Raw genomic sequence first — 18,767 nt, 5'->3', positions numbered from 1 at the left:
TTACTCTTCATACTCTATTCCTTGTTGTGGAAAAAATGCTCCTTTCTCATTTCGAATTTTTATTAAATCTTCATTGATATCTTTTAGTTTTGGCGTTTTGATTATCGTTGTATATCCTGAGTTTTGGTACGTAATCTCTAAATTTCTGGCAGCCTCTTGCCCCCAATTGGGGGCGGGGCTGCCATTACTATAAGTAGCATTTGCATCATTATCTAAACAGAACACAATCTCTTTAATCACATTATATTGAAGAAATCTCTTCAGTGCCTGATCGGATAGGCATCCGAGCGAAATATAATGAGCGGCTTTCCAATCTTGAACACGCAGTTTTTCAATTGTAGCCCGACTCATAGCATCAATAGGACTTTCACATACATACACCCGTTTGCTTTCAGAATGCCCAGATAGATAAAACGGATAACTTTTGTCGGAATACTCTCGGTCTTGTTTGTATGGCTTGTTGGGAGTGGTGCTGCGCATAGAGCAATACCTTGCAACTCCTTCTTGGTCATATCCGACAAACACGCAGTTGCCCGTTTTATCCTGCTGATACAACTTCTTTTCATGCATGAGTAACGAGACGATTTCAGGTGTTATTCCGCGTACTTGAGTTAAATACCACATAACCCGTCTGTAATTTGGTGCTTTATCGGGAAGGATGAGATGTCCCCGTTTTCTCATAGAAGAGGAAACAGCCATTTGAGGTAGAGCCAATTCCAGCAAATAAGCGACAGCTTCTTTAAACGTCATCCTACAAAAATCCATGACAAAATCAATTACTCCGCCATGTGTGTTACTAGAAAAGTGAAAATACCGATTACTGTCCTTAAAGAAGTAAAGACCGCCACTTTGCTTGGCATGATATGCGCGGCGGCCGCCGTTCTCAAGTATATAGCCTTGTGATTTTGCAACCCCGATCAAATTTACCTGATTGGCCAATTTTATCTGCTCTTTGGTAAACAGGGCATGCTTTGTCATGAAAATATTCCTCCATTCTTGCCTAGGTAGGTAAATCAGGATGGGATAGAAAAATATCTTCTCCATTGTTACAGCTTGATGTTCCAACTCAATTTTAAGTAAGAGTGGCAGCGAATCTTTGTGGGGGAGGGTATTTAATTCAGCAACACACCTATATAGGAAAAATACAAATTTCTACAAATTTAGAAGGGGGAATTAGGAGTTAAGTCGAATTGATAAAAGACAGTTGGTGACTTTTTTCTTATATATTAGAGCCTTTACATATATTTGTAATTGAAGGGGAGATTTTTGTGGAATTATATAAAGAAGCTATAGGTAAGAATTTTATCATTCAGCATGTTGAAAATAGTAGTTCAACTCAATTATCCTCCTCTCAAGTATTAGAATCGTGGAAAAATGGAATTAACTTTATTCAAGAAAGTTCTTCTATGTCATTTGATGGGCTAAGAAAACCGCAAATAGGAGCACTCTTTGCATTATTATCACATTGGACTACTGGTGAAGAAACTAGTACTATAGTGATGCCAACCGGCACTGGAAAAACAGAAACAATGGTTTGCGCAGTGGTTGCACAACGTTGTGAGAAAGCTCTAATTATAGTGCCTAGCGATTTATTGAGAAGCCAGATTGGTGACAAATTCGCAACTCTTGGTATTCTAAGAGAATTGGGTGTTGTACCTGATAGTGTATTGAGTCCAATCGTAGGGGTATTAAAGAAAAGCCCAGCATCACTTGAGGAGTTAAATGCTCTAATAGAGAGAGCAAATGTTGTAATTATAACAATGTCATTAATTAATAGATTGTCTGAGGGATTTAAATCAAAAATTGCCGATTCATTTTCTCATTTATTTATTGATGAAGGTCACCATGTGGAAGCTGGCACTTGGAAAAGCTTTAAACTGAAATTTGGAAGAAAACCGATAGTTCAATTTACTGCGACGCCTTATAGGAATGATGGAAAGAAAATCGACGGTAAAATTATTTTCAACTATCCACTTTCAAAAGCACAGGAAGAGGAATATTTTCGTCCAATTAATTTTATACCTATTTACGAGTTTGATGATGAAAAATCAGATCGTTCCATTGCTCAAAAAGCTATAGAACGCCTACAGCTTGACTTACAAAATGGGTATAATCATGTTGTTTTAGTACGTTCTAGTAGAAAAAGTAAAGCTGAGAGATTATACAATGAAATATACAAAAAGTATTATAGTGACTACAACCCAGTTTTGGTTTACAGCGGAATAACAAAATCGGAGAAAGAGCGTGCAATTGCAAATATTAAAAACGGCATCTCAAAGATTTTAGTTTGCGTTGATATGTTTGGAGAAGGAGTAGATATTCCTCAATTAAAAATTGCTGCTATTCATGACAGATATAAAAGTCTTGCAATAACTGTACAATTTATCGGTCGATTTGCAAGAGCTCAAACTGGCTTGGGAGAAGCATCAGTCATTGCAAATATTGCTAATGATGATATTGATGGAGCAATAAAGGATCTTTACCGTGAAGATGCTGATTGGAATAAGCTCTTGAAAACCATCTCAGGAGATGCAATTGGTAAAGAAATTTCTTTGCAAGACTTGTCGAGAGGCTTCTCTGGATTTTCGATGAAGGACATTGGAATTGAGCAATTAAGGCCTAAAATGAGCATGGTTGCATTTACAACGTTATTAACATCTTGGAACGTTGAGGGATGGAAAAATGTTTTTGATGAAAATAAATGTATTTTTAAAGTCAACGAAGAAGAAAAAATAGCAATAATTATTGAGAAAGTTGATGGGAAAATTGAGTGGTCAAAAGTTAAGGAAATTAGTAATGTGAACTGGGAATTGCATTTGATTTATTGGAATAGAGAAACTAGAGTTGCCTTTATAAATAGTACTAACAAGTCTATCCATAGAAAGTTGTCTGAGAACATATTTTCAGATGCTAAAGTAATTTCTGGAGAACAAACATTTAGATGCTTACATGGTATAAATAGACTTATGCTGGCAACTGTAGGTCTAAATTCTAAAATTGATGGGCCGATAAGGTATAAGATGTTTGCTGGTATTGATGTGGCAACAGGTATTTCGGAAGCTCAAAAAGAAAACAATGAAAAGTCTAATTTGTTTGGTGTGGGTTTTGATGGAAATGGACCTGTAAGCATAGGCTGTTCGTATAAAGGAAGAATATGGTCTCGTTGGATCGAATCATTGGATTTTTGGCGTAATTGGTGTAATGGTATAGCGATTAAATTATTGGATGATGAAATTAAGGTTACAGATGTATTGAAAGGAGTTCTGGTCCCTGAAATTATAGCGCAAAGACCGAATTTAATTCCTTGCACTGTAGAATGGCCCATTGACTTCCAAATTAATATTGAAGATAAAGCAACTATCGTTTTACCTTTAGGGGAATATTCGGCAAACGAAGTGGATATCTTGCTTGATACTTTTGATGAAACAAGTCCATTAAGATTTGTGTTGGTCAATGATAGCTTTAGGGCTACATTTGAATTGCGATTTAACGAAACAAATAACTCTGCCTATTATATTTGTCTTGATAAACCAAGTATTGATATCAAAATTGGACGTTCTCAGCAGAAGATCGTTGATTATTTTCAGCAGAATGGTCCATTATTTAGATTTGTTGATCAGTCTGTACTTGAATCAAATTATTATACGAAGTTAAAGCACAAAGACTATATAAAAATTGATGAAGGTAGCATAATTACTTGGGACTGGAAAGATGTTGATATAACAAAAGAATCTCAAGGCAAAAATAAAGAAAAAAATTCTATACAATATAAAACGATCAGTGTTTTAAGTGATAGGGATTACGATATTATTTTTGATGATGATAATCCTGGTGAGATTGCAGATATTATTACTTTAAAGAGCAGAAGTGATAAAATCGAATTTGAATTCTATCACTGTAAATTTTCTTCAAAAGTTACTCCAGGATCTCGTGTAGATGATCTTTATGTGGTATGCGGACAAGCACAAAAATCAATTATTTGGAAGCAAAATGGTGTAGCTTTGATTGATAGAATGATTAGCAGAGAGCGATCACGAATTACTAAAGGTGATGGAACCCGATTTCAAAAAGGGGATATTAGAAAATTGAATGAAATAAAAAATAGATTAAAAATGTTCCCTTTTAGCTTGGAAATAAGTGTGGTTCAACCTGGGGTTGATTCTAAAGCAATTTCTGATCAAATGCATCAGGTACTTGGCAGCACAAAATCTTATCTTTTAGATACTTATGGTTTGAAATTTCAATTAATATGTTCGTAAATTCCAATTTTAAACTTACCTTTAAGGAAGCACTTAGTAAAGAGTGCTTCTTTAATTTCCCTTTTGCTTTGGGCTATCGTTCAATCTCTCTGTATTCTCCGAAATGAACTTTCTGTTCCTCATCTTCTGTTCCATTCAGTATGGCTTGCTCTTGTAACTCCTTAAACTCCAGTGCCGAGTTAATCTCAGACTGTCTCACTACAAATTGACTCAGCCGATCTTCAAATTCAAAAGGCTTCCCGATTTCTTTCTTCGCTGCATCGATCTGGTGGAGGGTTTCATCCTGCTGCTGTTTGATTGCCTCGATCCTGACGGGTATTTTCTCCAAAAGGTTCTCTAACCTGCTTATATTGCCCAAAGCTGAATCTCCAAGCTCAACCGTGTAAGTTCCCGTTCCTCGCAGATGCAGATTGGCATGTTCAAAGGCAGAGCGAGATAACAAAATATCGAAGCCTTTGTATTGCCCCACCTTTACAGCTTGATGCTCTAGTTCAGTGACTTTGGATAAAAGAAGCAGCACTTCTCCTGCTTGGGGACGCTCGGCATAAACCGTACTATCCAAGGTGATGGAGAACTCCTGAAGCTGGTGCTGTTCAGCAAGGCTCAAATCTGCCTGATACTGTTCTAACTTTTCTGCACAGGAGGCTAACACCTGAGGGTAATGCTTACTGAGCTGCCGTTCCAGCATAACTTGCTCGTTGTGCCAATTTGTTTTGAGTAGCTTGAGGCGGATTACTTCATTGTCCACTTCCATTTTTTCAGCCAGCATGGGATTACCAACAGCAACAGCCTTTACCTCAGCGGCGGAAAGCACCGTTTCGTCGGCGTCCTGACAGGAGCGAGAAATGCTTTTGCCAGTCATGACTTGTGACATATAGCGCAGCTTCTGCTCTTGGATTTGCCATAAATAAGAGTCGAAGGTTCCTTTGGTCACATAGCGAAAAATCTGCACCGTTTCATTTTGATTGCCTTGCCGTAAAATGCGTCCATCCCGTTGAATGATATCAGAAGGTCGCCACGGGCAGTCGATATGGTGGGCAGCGATGAGCTTTGTTTGTATATTCGTCCCGGTTCCCATTTTTTGCGTGGAGCCTAACAGAATGCGGACTTCGCCGCGGCGTACCTGCTCAAACAAAGCCTCTCTTGCTACATCTGTATTGACATCATGAATAAAGGCGATTTCCTGCTTCGGGATGCCTTGAAGCACCAATTGGGATTTCATTTCATCATACACATTAAATTGCCCTGGTTTTGGAGTGCCGCTGTCACTGAAAATAACTTGGGTCAGGCGATTGGCATGCGTTTCCTTCCAAATATCAAATACGTTATTAATACAAAGATTCAGCTTGGACATCGGATCAGCGGGGGCATCCTCATGTACAAGGCGAGGATCAATAGACATCAGCTTGGCTTCATGAGTTAGCTTGAGCATGTTGTCATCTTTAGCATCAACCTCATTATTCCGAATTTTCTCAGCCCGCATAACGAAATCATCCATCATCTGCTCTTGATAAGGGGAGCGGTCACTGACAACTACGTTAGCTTTATCGCCTTCCAACTTTGGAACGGGGAGTTTTAGCATGTCAGCAGTTTGAATATCTGCAACGAGACGGAACATACTCATCAGCTCCGGCAAGTTATGGAACTTGGCAAAACGGGATTTCATGCGATAGCCACTGCCTTCTGGCGTAATCTCTAGGGAAGAAACAACTTCGCCAAACGTTGCGGCCCAATTATCGAAGAAGTTAAGTCCCAGCTTTTGCAGCAATTGAGGCTGGAGAAATCGCTGCATGACATACATCTCTGACATACTATTGCTAATCGGTGTTCCTGTGGCAAATACAACTCCGCGTCCTTGATTCATCTCCTGCAAGTATTGGCACTTAAGCAGCATATCGGTTGCCCGCTGACTGCTGGATTTGCCAATTCCGGCTACATTACGCATTTTGGTGAAGGTGAAGCAGTTTTTATAGGCATGAGCTTCATCCACAAATAACATATCCACACCAAGCTGTTCAAAGGTGAGGAGGTCGTCTTTTCTACTTTCATTCATAAGACGCTCCAGGCGGGATTTTAGGTTATTTTCAAACACGACCATTTGCTTGATGCTCCAATTGTCGCCTTTTTCTTTTTTCATCTGATTAATCATGTGAGAGACGTTGTGGATTTCATCTTGCAGGAGCTGCTCCTGACGGTCACGGGAGATGGGGATTTTCTCGAATTGCGAATGACCGATAATGACGGCATCGTAATTACCCATCGCAATTTTGGAGACAAAACGTTGACGGTTAGCCAAGCTAAAATCCTTTTTCGTAGTCACTAATACATTGGCAGAGGGGAAGAAACGCAAAAATTCGTTGGCCCACTGCTCAGTCAAGTGATTGGGAACGCAGTATAAAGGTTTGTGAACTGCACCAATTCGTTTTAAATACATACCTGCAGCAATCATTGCCGCTGTTTTGCCAGCTCCTACTTCATGAGCCATGAGTGCCGTACCAGAGTAAATAATACGGGCAGCTACATCTTGTTGGTGCTTACGGAGTCTCATTTCCTGATTCATACCCTGAAACACCAGATGCTCCCCATCATAGGTGCGCGGGCGAATCGTGTTGAATTTGTCATTGTAGATGGAGAGCAGTGTATCAGCTCGGTCCTTATCCTGAAATAGCCAAGAGGCAAATGCTTCTTTCATCTGCTGCTGCTTGGCGCGGGCAATCATCGTCTCCTTGGCATTGACCACATACTTGATTTGCTCATTGCCGTTCGAATCCAGATAAGTTACAGGGTCACGTATGGTAATGCTTTGTAAATTGAGACTGCTTTCGAAAATCTCATAAGCGTTGGCTCGTCCTGTACCGAAGGTCTGGTTGACTTTAATCGAGCCTCTTTCCACAGATTTTCCAGATACGCGCCATGTATTGGTGTATTCGAGATAGTCTACATCAATGGTCTGTGAATCTTGCATGATTCGTGCTGTTCCAAATGTTTCGTACATAAAGGCCCGATATACCTTAACTGGAATCCAGGGGCTGCCGATACGGAAGTCAATGTCTCCAGGCAGCAACGGAGCAGGTTGGACACGAGTAAGTGCCGCAACATTACGCTGAAATGCATCCGGGTACGTCTGTGCTTTGAGCATGGCATAGGCGAGTTTGTCCTTAACATTGCCAGACAGATATTCCTCATCCAACTCCCAGCCTTCTTCTGTATCTCCTGTATAAGCTTGCGGACTTTGGAAAATTCGTTCCCCTAGTGCTTCTCGTACTTCATCGGTTGTTTTACCGCAAAGATGGGCGATATACGGCAGGTCGATGCGTAATCGGTGGTTCAGGCAAATTTGTAAGGCTTCCACCGGATCATCCGTATGCTCCGGCAAGGCGTTGACTCGAATCGTCGGACGAGTAAAAATAGCGGCTTTTGTCCAGGTTTTATCTGCTGTGAAGTCTTCAATAGAGCGCAATAATGGTAGTTGGTCATCATCGGCAAAGGCAGAAGTATTTGCCCGTTCATTAATAGCTCCATACTGATGAACAAAACGGTCATAACTTTGATTCAGTTTGAATTGAGATTGTTCCAGTTCTTCTGTTTCATAGCCGTATTCGCGGGATTGGATCTCAATGACATCAAGCAAAGCCGCGCGTATGGCGCATAAGCTTTTGATGCGATCTGCTTTTTTGCCTTTGATGTCCTGAGGGAGAAGAATACCGTCCTCACAGTAATAAATGCGTTCTTGTTCGACGATAAACGTATAGTTTTTTGTACCAGGAGGTGCTTTTCGGACGGGGTCCTCTTCCCCATCTAGTGAGAGTGGTGAGCTATTGCTTTGGGTTAGGCTTATCTCATTCGGTAGCTCTGGAAAACGAGCCTGTAATGTACCGAGTGCTTGCTCCAGGGAAGGTAGCAGAGGACGTCCCTCATATGGAATGCAGGCACTCGTTTTCTCTGCACCGTACATACCCCGATCCCATTGCATTTGTCCTAACAGCATTTCAGGATGAGAGAGGTAATAACGATTGATGGGCACTCCGTCTAGCGTCTCACCAACCTCAATCCATTCGGGCATGTCTGCTTGTGTGAGAGTAAGAGGTGACTCCCGTTTTTGTAGAAATACGATATCTGTGGTAACTGTAGCCCCGGCAAGGGATTGGAAGGTCGTGTTCGGCAAACGAACCATACCGATTAATTCGGCCTTTTGTGCTAGGATCTGACGTACACTGGAGTCTTGTTTATCCATTGTGCCTTTACTGACTATAAAAGCCAACATGCCGCCAGGCTTGAGCAAGTCCAGCGAACGGATAAAGAAGTAATCGTGGATGTAATGGCTGCTGCTATAACGGCGGTCGTGGATACGAATGTTATGAAAGGGAACGTTGGAGAAGATAGCGTCAAAGCGTCGATCGTGCCAGTCTATTGTTTCAAAGCCTTGGATAAGAATGTTCGCCTTGGGATAGAGCTGTCGTGAAATTCTGCCCGTTAGAGAGTCTAACTCTACGCCGTGAAGTTCAGCATGTTCCCATTCAGGAGGCAATACGGAAAAGAAGTTTCCACTGCCCAGTGAAGGCTCTAACAATCGCCGACCAGCACCACTATCGGTTAAGCCAAAACGTTGCAAGGTTGCATGGATGGTCTGAATTAAGGATTGCTCGGTGTAGAAGGCAGTAATTGTGGAGTTGCGGGCTGCTGCATATTCGTCTTCATTTAAAAGCTGTTTTAACTCAGTATATTCAGTCTCCCAGCCACTCGCAGTAGGATGAAAGGCATTGGCTAATCCACCCCAGCCGACATAACCGGCTAAAACATGCTGTTCATCCGTTGTCGCTTGCCGTTGAGCTGATTCCAATTGCTTGAGTAGGTGAATGGCCTCTACGTTCCGCTTGTACTTACTCTTTGGACCAGATACATAGGGGGATTGTTCAGCTTGAAAGTGATAGTTGGCCACAGCAGGAACTCTGGGAAGAGTATTTAAAGAGGACGTTGCATTGTTAATCGTGCCTTCAGTGTTTTCTAATAGAGAATGGGAGTCTTGTTGTTGCCCATCAGCAATATTGGATAAATGGTGCTGGTTCTCTTCGCCTTCGCTGAAATCATCTTTAATCTCTACTTGCTCGTTGGCGTAATTGAATAAGGTCCATTCTGACTCTTCAGGTGGAAAGGGAGCGGCGTGTTCGTCATATCGTCCTTCTGCAATTAATTGAAGTAATGTGTTGCTGAATTTCTTCCATTTAAAATGTTCTTCGTGTGATCCATTTGCATCTTTCCAGGAAATCGTAATCTGTTTGCTATCAAAGGCATATCCGACAAGTCCATTTTCAAAATTGCCTCGTGCTCCGCTAATTCCATAGAGAGGTTTTAGAAAAGAGATCAAATCAGCCGACTTAACAGGATAGTTATCTACGACAAACTGATAGATACGTTCTTTTGTTGCCCAAGTGCTTCTGTTTCTTACGATTAAATATGCCAGCATATCTTCACCACTGTGCACTTCGGAAAGAACTGCACCTTTATTGGGCATAAAAAAAGAACCGCTTGATGGCGGCTCAGGTGAGGTCGGAGAAGGGAGACTATCTTGGTTTATCGTGGTTTTAGAATGATGTCGTTCATCACCAGTTCCTCCGCTGTTGATTTGATCTGATTCAGATGGCGTGTACGTTCCAATGTATCGTCCGTCTGTGGCAGGGGCTGAAGGAGAAGCAGTTGGTCGGTCAATTGTTCCATCCGTTCCAGTGCCTCCTGTTCCACCTGATGTATTTTGGTCATCAGGTTGCCTTCCATTTGAAGAATTTGAAAGCGTTGCGGGTGATGATTCCGCAGATGGTTCAGCGCCAGCCGCCCGAATTTCCCCAAGGGCTGTTGATCTCTTATCGCTTCGTTCGAGATTTGCAGGTTCGGATACAGTAATCCGTCCACTTCGTGATACGTCAATGTCGGTTTGTCGGGATGATTCATGAGCTAAGCTCCTTTCCTGTTCCATAATTTTTACGTAACGTGCAATGTCTGTTAGTAGGGTATGGGCGTGAGTGTTTACCTGATAGCCCAAGCGTGCAGCAAGCGGCAAGGTATCAAAATGGGTAATCGTCGAAAAGTCTGTATGATTTGGTTCAGGCAACTGGCAGCGGCGATGGATAAGGTAGCGAACGCTGTCCTCTATTAAGTCGCCCATATGCTGTTCAAGTCCAAACATAGGAATGCTACCTAAGAAATGGTCTTGAAGATCATGTTCAATGTCATGTAGCCATTCATCCCAGGTTGAATGAACCGTGTCACGTACGAGCTGCGAGATAGCTTCAGTAAGGTTAAGCGTATCGTAGGAAGTTATTCTCCCAGCCAGTTCCTCAGAATCAAGCTGTTCCAGACTCCAGAGAGTAGGGGCTTGTTTGCCTGTCGTCTGGGTGACATCAAATAAATGACTCAGCGCTGGTGTGGTTTGTTGGAAATTACAGACGGAAATGCTCTTTTCACCTTTTGTCACATAACGGCCTAGCTGATTCCATAATGGAAGGGGAGCCAACATGGTCGCATCTGGCCGCTGAGCATAAATGAGTAAGCTGTTGTCAAATGAGTACTTGTAGATTGATGCTGCAAAGCGCAGGTATTGTTGCCAGGTGTCTCCGCTGGATGTGATGTCGCTAATTGCAGATGCATATAGTTGGCGCAAGGGCTGAAAACGGCTCATGGCAGGCTCTCCTTTCTGATTGGAATAGACAGGCGTTATATAATTCAGGCTTCGTGTTCATATGAAGAATGATGATCTGTTTCTGTTGGTGGAAAGGCAAAGTATGGTTGTTCCAGGGTATGGGCATATTCTGCATAACGCAGCTTGATTGCTTCAAAAAAGTAAGGCATCAGTCCAGTGTCAAATAGTTGATATGGGCTATATTGACTAGGATTATCGCGTCTTGTTTCAGAATCTCCGGAATAGCCGTTGTACAAGTTAAAGGCGAGACGAGTCATTTTAATAGAAGTACTAGTTTGCCAGCCTTGTTCCAGTGCGTCCAAACGAATTGCTTGTTCTTCATAATCGTAGAGGTCTTGGATATGTTGGCGGGTTTGAGGCGTAATTCCAAGAACATAGAAGAAAGCCTGACGGTACGGATCGTGTTGACTATGGGTCATGCGAAGATTGCCCTCGTAAAACTGCTCATGATCAATGTCCTTAAAGATCGTATTCATGTGTGTGTCCTCCTTTTATTCATGGGATGATTCATCTGATGGTTGCTGCTGATTTGAGAAATACATTTCCAATGCTTTATCGATGATTTCCTCGACCTCGGTGGCCTTGTGAACTGAGGAAAAGTATTTTGCATATACTTTATGCTTGAGCTTGAAGGGAGCTGGCGTTTTATTTCTCGGCTTACGTGTGGCTTCGCCAGACAAGATTTTGGCTGCTTGCTCATCGGTTAACTTGCCGGAGTATTCACGCAGGAGCTCTGCCTTTTTCATATCAACTTTGTATTCGTTCTGAGACAGTACTTCATGGACAGCTTGTTGTTCAGTCTCATTCAGATAGGAAAGGCTGACCGCAGGATATAGTCCGATCTTCGCATCATCTACCAGTTTCTTGAGTAGAGGAGTGAGCTTGTCTATACGAAGCAGGCGGGCAACTGTATTTTTGGATAGTCCATACTCATGCCCCAACTTTTCATCACTTCTCAACTTCGTACCTACTAGGGGCGAAGTTTCATTTTCATTGTTGTATTGCGGATTTTCTAGTATTTTTAATTCTTCAATAATGTCATTTCTTTTCCCCTGTGAGAACATATCCGAATAACGAAGTGACAACACTTTTGCTTTTTCTGATGGAAACATATCTGAAAAGGAGCGCTGCAATACATTAGTTTCAACTACATACATGAGCGCTTCTTCATCAGTAAGCTTTTCCTTCACAACAGCAGGCAGTCTATCAAGACCCAGCAATTGTGCGGCGTTCATCCGGTTATGTCCAGCCAGCATTTCGTGGTCACAGCCGTTCTCATCGACTTCAATTTTTCGCACAATGACCGGGACAAGAATACCGTTAGTTTCAATGCTGCTCATCATATCCGCCAATCGTTCACCTTCATATAAGCGGAATGGATGTTCTTTGTACATTCTGATTTTGCTTATGGGTATAGTTTGTATTCCGCCAGTTTGCTCTAACACAGGCTGGTCTTTCTCCGATAACAATAACAACTCGTCGATGCTGGATAGCTTGGGAACAGGACGTTTAGCAGCCAATTTCCATCAGCTCCTTCGCCAGTTCTTGATACGCCGCGGCAACCTTGGACTTGGGTTCAAATTGAATAATGCTTTGGCTGTAGAAGTTTGCTTCTCCGACTTTAACGGATAAGGGAATCTGCACATCGAAGATACGGAAGGTTTCACGGTAATAGACTTTGACCAGACGAAAAGCTTCCTTATATAAGTTGGTTCGGGTATTGCACATAGTCATTAAGATCCCTTCAATACTAATGCGTGGATTAATTCGTTTTTTGACTTTGACAATGATTCTGAGTAATTGGGTTAATCCTGTTGCAGACCATAACTGCGGATTGACCGGAATCAGCACACTATCGCTAGCTGCAAGAGCATTGATCGTCAGCAACCCAAGCGAAGGATTAGTGTCGATAATGATGAAGTCGTAGTTTGGCTTCATCGGTTCCAGCAGAGAGGCTAGCGTTTTTTCGCCGCCCATTTCATCTCGCAAGTTGATCTCGGCAACGGACAACTCAATATTGCTCGGGATGAGGTCGATATTTCCGTGCGAGTGGATATACTCCTCAGCAGGAGGTAGTGGCTCGTCGCTCATAATGGCGTTCATGACATTGAACATGGAGTATGGAAGTTGATCCGGTTGCTCAATACCAAAGCACATAGAAAGATTGCCTTGTGGATCGAAATCGACGAGGAGTACTTTTTTTCCTTCATTAGATAAGGCGTAAGCAAGGTTGTAGGCGGTGGTCGTTTTACCTGTACCGCCTTTCTGATTGGCGATGGTGATAACGGTGGTTTTTGACATGAGATATACCCTCCCTGGAGCATACGCTCCGTTAATTTGGTCAATGGTAGGGGGCGGGCTGGTTCTGTTTCAGTTCTTTCCAAGTTCTTCCCAACGTTCCAAAACGGCTACTTTTTCAGTGATCGTCGGGAAGTCAGACTGGCTCTGATTTCAACGGAAAAACCCGCGAAAAACCTTGATTCTACAAGGCTTTTCGCGGGTTTTATATTCCTCTTCTTGGACTTAACTTCTGCTCATGTCGCAATAGAGTGTGCGACTCAAAATCGAGTGGGAAACCGTGGAGGTTCGAGTCCTCTCGCCGGTATAGCTAAAAGAGTTCATTGGAGATATTCTCTAATGAGCTTTTTTTATTTTAGTTTTAGTACCCCACTCATTATTTGAGCTGAAGATACCTTGGTGTTGTACTCCAGGTGAGAATAAATGTTGGCTGTTGTTGCATAGTCACTGTGGCCTAGCCATTCCTGGACTTCCTTCATGCTTATACCGCTGGCAAGCAACAGACTGGCACAGCTATGACGGAGATCGTGATACCGGATATGCCTAAACCCGTGTTTGTTCAGCAGAATAGGGAAATTCTGCGTAATGTAGCCTGGTTTAATTCGCTGCCCTAATTCATTTACATAAATATACTCCATATAGTCGGTGCAGTAGCTGCTGCCATAAGAAAAGCGATGAACCTCTTGCTGTTCCTTCATTCGGATTAGAAGGTCATAGAACGTGTCCACAAGTGGCAGCGTGCGACGACTAGCTTTGTTCTTCGTGCGGTCGCTTTCAATCTCAATGAATTTACCGTCTAATGTTCCTGAGGTAACGGTATGCTTAATCGTAATGGTGCGATTGACTAAATCTATGGCGGACCATTTTAATCCCACCACTTCACTTCGTCTTAACCCATAAAAAGAAGCGAGAATAACGGCAAGTTCTATTTTTTCACCGCGAATTGCGGCCAAGAGTTGGTTTAGCTCCTCGGCATTGTAAAAACTTGCCACGTAAGTGTCTTTTTTAGGACGTTCCACCAGATCAGCAGGATTTGTCACAATCAGCTTTATCTTTACGGCATTCTGAAGGGCTTTGCGAATGTTCGCGTGGTAATGAATAACGGTATTGTCACTCACACCTCGAACATCCATTTCATGCGTGTAGAAGCTCTGGATATCCTCTGTAGTCAAGTCCTCAAGCATTGTCCCCTTTTCCCGGAAATAAGGCTCTACACGGCCTTTAACAGCGTGTGAATAGGAGATGTATGTGATAAGCTCGATGCTGTTTTTCATTATCTCCAGCCATTGCAACATGTAGTCTGCAAATAGCCGTTTGTTATCATCCAATGAAGAGGTTGTCTTTGCATTACCAGCTTGTTTTTCGGCTTCCTCAGCTTGTGATTGTTCCTCCAAGTAATGATTTTTCCTAGCGTCCTGAAGCATAGTTTCTGCTTTTTTCTTATTGCCTTTTACTTTGAGTCCTGTCGGAATCCATTTGGGTTTTCTTTTACCATGTGCGTCTTTACAATTTAAGACGATATAAAAAAGACCCTTTTTCTCTTGTAGGTGGCCTGCTATCATGCCCGATCCTCCTTTGGTTAGCAGCCCACAAACCATACCATTGACATAACTATTATAGCACAGTATCAATATCGGTTCAATGCGTTAAAGTGTTGAAGTGCGTTATCATATCTGATTGATGTATGTGCATCAATGATTGGAGGTAGGCAATAATTTGAATTTTGGGTATCTTGGGAACATTAACGACATCAGGATACTGCTCAAACATGGATGTCAGAAGTTGCATTGTGTTCAATGGTAATGGAATGGATTGATCTGGCATATAGAAAATTCCCCTTTTCAACAGGATATGTAGTTATGTCGCGGTGGGCTGCGTGCATAAAAAGAAGACATCACAATGTTCTCATCTCCATATTGTGAAGGATAAATGATTTTTCAAGCTGCTGATGGCAAGTCAGCATCATAGCTTCAACATTTTGATGAAGCCCCCCCTCATCGAGCGGGCTGCCCCCAATACCGTGACGTTGGCCGGGCAGAAGTATCATAATCTCTTTCTCTGGTTATCGCGATTCATCCCACCACAGGATGATTACAGCCGGAGAGGTGGTCGCTCAAGCCCTAATAGAGAGCTATCATGGCGCTTCCGCTTCGTCGCTTCTGTTTTCACAGTAGAGAAAAGGACGTACTTGAAACAAGTAATATGAAATTCTCAAAGATCGAGGGGCAATCAAGGTAACATTTAGATCCGATGATTGCTTCCTGTTAAATAAATGGGGAGGAAGAGAGAAAAGAGCAACTGCTTCCTCGAATATTTCTCTATAAATAATTTAGAATACAGTATGTGAATACAAGGACAAGCCATGTGGAGTTTGCTTCACATGGCTTGTCCTTGTATTATTTGTAACGACTAAGATCAAAGCGACGAACTGCCAGGATAAAGGCAATTGTCAACTGTTGTTTGCAATCTGCATCAATGGTTCCATTTCGTTTAGCGTATTTATTTATAACTGGCTCATAACGGATAATCAATTTGGCTTCAGCTTCTTTGTCACCTTGTTGTGCTAAATGAAGCAGATTAGATACGCTATTCATATTTATCCTCCTTAATACGAAATGAAAAATAGCTTTAATGCGAAAGAAAAAAAGCAGCAACGCCGCCAATAGCCAGAAAAGGAGCCAGTGGCAATGCTGTTTGTTTAGCAACTTGAAAGCCGAAGCGGAAACTGCTGGCAACAGCAATCAGCAGCACCAGCGTCAACCCGCCGATAATGCTTTGCAGTGTGCCATAGAGTGGATCTAGTATAACGCCGCAAGCAGCCATCAGCTTGTTGTGTGTGTTTTCAAACTGCACTTTTGTTGACAACTTCAGAGCATGATCCGGAAAATTAACCTGTAATGAAAAGGGATGAACAAGGAGTAGAGTGTAAAGGCTCAGTATGGAACGCAAGCCCATGCATGGTCTGTGGAAAAGAGATTATAGGGCAAGCAAATGTAATTATTAAACTTTTGACGCCAAGGTAGCTTGGCTAAAAAGCTCAATGTTCGCGAGCTATATAAAAGATGCTGTAATCTGCTACATTGTCAATTTGATTAAGATTTCGAGAAAAGAGTTCTCAATACCATTAAGTATCTACGTCATTGTAGAGGGGCAAATTTCTGTTCCGGGATTCACTATATTATCCAAAGGTGCGCTGCGCTAAGGGTATATGAAGGAATCGATATCGAGCAAAGACGGGTTTTTGATTGAACATACGGTAATGGCAATTACAGTTCGGATCGTTAGCAAGGTGCACTAAAAAGGATGACTCCTAATAAATTCAGAGTGCATGCTTATAATTGAGCAAGGACTATACATATTTTAATACTTCGGCCCGAAAGTGAATTGAGACCTTATGTGTGTCAACTCGATCTATTGTTTGGCATTTACACCCCTGATGTGTACTACCATATAGTTCACAGATTTGATTGTTATCGCTATAATATTTACGTGGAAATATAGCTTTTGAAAACAATAGTGTAGATAGAATAGAATAAGCGGGGACTGTTGTCCCCGCCTCCTATATTGAAAGTAAATTATCCGAGCAAAATCGCTTCGATCCGTTCCAGTTCTTACGGCTAAGCTCCGGTACATTTAACGATACCGCATCCTCAATTTGACTAACTTAGCTAGCGCCGATCAATGCTGAGGTCACTCTACTGCCACGAAGCACCCCGGAGAGGGCCAATTAGGACATCTTCTGCTCGCGAGACCATGGCGCTGTCGTTCTCGAATGTATCGATCCTTTCAAAGTTATGCTGCAGAACTGGCGAGATGGCTGGCAGAGGCAGAGTGCTGCGGCCAATTTGAAGCGCGACTACTTCATGCACTTGGAAAAGCCGATCTTTTCAGAAGCACATACTTTCGTTGGATCTAGAGCAATCTTCGTCATGAAGCAGTATGTTTTTCAAGTTAATTTACGCTCTTATTGTAGCGAAAAGGCATCCAAACATATGTCAGCAAGGAAGTAGATTGTGTGGTCACCCTTTCTCTAGAAGACTTGAACGACTTCATGAATGCCGTCCACTTCTTCAAAAATGGCACGTTCAATTCCAGCCTTCAATGTGATCGTTGCACTGGGACAGCCGTTGCACGCTCCCAAGAATTTTAGTTTAGCCACTCCGTCCTTAACTTGAACCAATTCGGCATCTCCGCCATCGCGGTTTAAAAAAGGACGCAGTCTTCTCAATACATCATCTACATCTTCGAACAATTCCTGAGAATCTCCCACTTCATGACTCCTTTCATAAAGGCTGTGCTATCAGCTTCACCGTTCGTATTTTCTTTATTTCATCAATCATGTCTTGATAAAACTTAACTCTTCACCTGGCGTAACTTTCTAGAAATCGGAAGTACCGATCTTGCTCCTGCTTATGCAACTTTCCTTACAGTACATATAAACCCTGCTCTTTTGATGCTTGCAGCTAGGGTGAAGAAGAATTGCAATGATGTTACTTGGCGATTTTTGCGAAGTATTCTAATGTTCTAACCAGTTGCGCGGTGTAAGACATTTCATTATCGTACCAGGCTACAGTTTTCACCAGTTGCTGGTCGCCAACTGTTAGAACTTTTGTTTGAGTTGCATCAAAAAGAGACCCCAATGTCATTCCTCTAACATCGGAAGATACGATCTCGTCCTCAGTATATCCGTATGTTTCTGGATCTGATGCTTTTCTCATAACGGCATTAACTTCTTCAACCGTAACCTTCGTGTTCAAAACAGCTACGAGTTCTGTTACGGAGCCTGTTGCTACAGGTACACGCTGAGATGCACCATCAAGTTTACCCTTCAATTCAGGAAGAACGAGGCCTATGGCTTTAGCAGCACCGGTGGAGTAAGGAACAATGTTCTCTGCTGCAGCCCGTGCTGCGCGGAAGTTTCCTTTTGAATCTGGCGCATCAAGAGTATTCTGGTTGCCTGTATAGGCGTGAACGGTAGTCATCAACCCAGACTGAATTCCAAATGTATCGTTCAAAGCTTTAGCCATGGGAGCGAGACAGTTCGTTGTGCAAGAAGCACCGGAAATGACGGTTTCCGTTCCGTCCAGTGTTTCATGGTTTACGTTATATACGATGGTCTTCATGTCGCCTGTTGCCGGAGCGGAAATAACGACCTTCTTTGCTCCGCCTTTCAGGTGAAGCTCTGCCTTTTCTTTGGTGGTGAAGAAACCAGTACATTCGAGTACGATAGCTACGCCAAGCTCGCCCCAAGGGATTTCTTCAGGGTTGCGGTTGGCCAGCACTTTAATTTCTTGGCCGTTAACAGTAAGAGCTCCATCATGAACTTCAATGTCACCATGGAAAGTGCCTTGTGTAGTATCATATTTGAGCAGATGCGCCAGCATTTTTGCGTCAGTTAAATCGTTTATCGCTACAACTTCGATATTTTCCATTTCCTGAATACGACGGAAAGCGAGTCTTCCAATTCGGCCAAAACCATTAATGCCTACTTTTATTCTCATTGAATAGTCCTCCTG

The 18,767-nt window shown here is 42.4% G+C and carries 12 protein-coding genes; 1 reads left to right on the top strand and 11 read right to left on the bottom strand.

The annotated features are described in order from the left end of the window. Window positions 1–978 (bottom strand): DUF3991 and TOPRIM domain-containing protein, encoded by a 978-nt coding sequence (locus NST83_RS20335; RefSeq protein ID WP_342415454.1) that lies wholly within the window; start codon window positions 976–978, stop codon window positions 1–3. 290 nt (window positions 979–1,268) lie between these two features. On the opposite strand from NST83_RS20335, the gene NST83_RS20330 reads away from it, so the two are divergent. Beyond that, the gene (locus NST83_RS20330; protein ID WP_342415453.1) at window positions 1,269–4,259 is read left to right on the top strand and encodes a DEAD/DEAH box helicase family protein; all 2,991 of its coding nucleotides are present in this window, start codon (window positions 1,269–1,271) and stop codon (window positions 4,257–4,259) included. A 73-nt stretch (window positions 4,260–4,332) separates the two neighbouring features. On the opposite strand, the gene NST83_RS20325 is transcribed toward NST83_RS20330, so the two are convergent. The 10 genes from NST83_RS20325 to gap all read right to left on the bottom strand — a co-directional run bounded on the left by NST83_RS20325 (window position 4,333) and on the right by gap (window position 18,752). Beyond that, on the bottom strand, window positions 4,333–6,807 hold the full coding sequence (locus tag NST83_RS20325; RefSeq protein WP_342418010.1) for an SNF2-related protein: 2,475 nt from the start codon (window positions 6,805–6,807) through the stop codon (window positions 4,333–4,335). Window positions 6,808–9,830: 3,023 nt separating this feature from the next. Next, window positions 9,831–10,205, bottom strand: coding sequence for a TnpV protein (locus NST83_RS20320; RefSeq protein ID WP_342415452.1), 375 nt, complete (start codon window positions 10,203–10,205; stop codon window positions 9,831–9,833). Window positions 10,206–10,976: 771 nt separating this feature from the next. After that, window positions 10,977–11,429 (bottom strand): DUF6075 family protein, encoded by a 453-nt coding sequence (locus NST83_RS20315; RefSeq protein ID WP_342415451.1) that lies wholly within the window; start codon window positions 11,427–11,429, stop codon window positions 10,977–10,979. A 15-nt stretch (window positions 11,430–11,444) separates the two neighbouring features. Beyond that, window positions 11,445–12,473 carry a ParB N-terminal domain-containing protein gene (locus NST83_RS20310; RefSeq protein WP_342415450.1) on the bottom strand — a complete coding sequence of 343 codons (1,029 nt, stop codon included), beginning with the start codon at window positions 12,471–12,473 and terminating at the stop codon, window positions 11,445–11,447. Beyond that, complete coding sequence (locus NST83_RS20305; RefSeq protein WP_342415449.1) at window positions 12,463–13,254, bottom strand: ParA family protein; 792 nt, start codon at window positions 13,252–13,254, stop codon at window positions 12,463–12,465. Before NST83_RS20305 ends, NST83_RS20310 begins: the two co-directional genes overlap by 11 nt. 347 nt (window positions 13,255–13,601) lie before the next feature. Continuing rightward, a complete protein-coding gene (locus NST83_RS20300) occupies window positions 13,602–14,813 on the bottom strand; it encodes a tyrosine-type recombinase/integrase (protein ID WP_342415448.1) in 1,212 nt (403 codons plus the stop codon). 834 nt (window positions 14,814–15,647) lie between these two features. After that, on the bottom strand, window positions 15,648–15,845 hold the full coding sequence (locus NST83_RS20295) for a helix-turn-helix domain-containing protein (protein ID WP_014278025.1): 198 nt from the start codon (window positions 15,843–15,845) through the stop codon (window positions 15,648–15,650). A 34-nt stretch (window positions 15,846–15,879) separates the two neighbouring features. Further along, on the bottom strand, window positions 15,880–16,116 hold the full coding sequence (locus NST83_RS20290; RefSeq protein ID WP_342415447.1) for a hypothetical protein: 237 nt from the start codon (window positions 16,114–16,116) through the stop codon (window positions 15,880–15,882). Window positions 16,117–17,281: 1,165 nt separating this feature from the next. Then, window positions 17,282–17,521, bottom strand: coding sequence for a NifU family protein (locus tag NST83_RS20285; RefSeq protein WP_342415446.1), 240 nt, complete (start codon window positions 17,519–17,521; stop codon window positions 17,282–17,284). Between the two features lie 220 nt (window positions 17,522–17,741). After that, complete coding sequence (gap, locus tag NST83_RS20280) at window positions 17,742–18,752, bottom strand: type I glyceraldehyde-3-phosphate dehydrogenase (RefSeq protein ID WP_342415445.1); 1,011 nt, start codon at window positions 18,750–18,752, stop codon at window positions 17,742–17,744. Window positions 18,753–18,767 lie beyond the last annotated feature (15 nt).

The sequence above is a fragment of the Paenibacillus sp. FSL R10-2782 genome, from assembly GCF_038592985.1.
In the GTDB taxonomy this organism is placed as follows: Bacteria; Bacillota; Bacilli; order Paenibacillales; family Paenibacillaceae; genus Paenibacillus; species Paenibacillus terrae_C.
This window is presented reverse-complemented; position numbering and strand designations above follow the sequence as displayed.

What these genes read in the sequence shown, in the direction of transcription:
- NST83_RS20335 (WP_342415454.1), bottom strand. Translation starts at nt 978, where the DNA reads ATGACAAAGCATGCCCTGTTTACCAAAGAGCAGATAAAATTGGCCAAT.
- NST83_RS20325 (WP_342418010.1), bottom strand. Translation starts at nt 6,807, where the DNA reads ATGAGACTCCGTAAGCACCAACAAGATGTAGCTGCCCGTATTATTTAC.
- NST83_RS20320 (WP_342415452.1), bottom strand. Translation starts at nt 10,205, where the DNA reads ATGAATCATCCCGACAAACCGACATTGACGTATCACGAAGTGGACGGA.
- NST83_RS20315 (WP_342415451.1), bottom strand. Translation starts at nt 11,429, where the DNA reads ATGAATACGATCTTTAAGGACATTGATCATGAGCAGTTTTACGAGGGC.
- NST83_RS20305 (WP_342415449.1), bottom strand. Translation starts at nt 13,254, where the DNA reads ATGTCAAAAACCACCGTTATCACCATCGCCAATCAGAAAGGCGGTACA.
- NST83_RS20300 (WP_342415448.1), bottom strand. Translation starts at nt 14,813, where the DNA reads ATGATAGCAGGCCACCTACAAGAGAAAAAGGGTCTTTTTTATATCGTC.
- NST83_RS20295 (WP_014278025.1), bottom strand. Translation starts at nt 15,845, where the DNA reads ATGAATAGCGTATCTAATCTGCTTCATTTAGCACAACAAGGTGACAAA.
- gap (WP_342415445.1), bottom strand. Translation starts at nt 18,752, where the DNA reads ATGAGAATAAAAGTAGGCATTAATGGTTTTGGCCGAATTGGAAGACTC.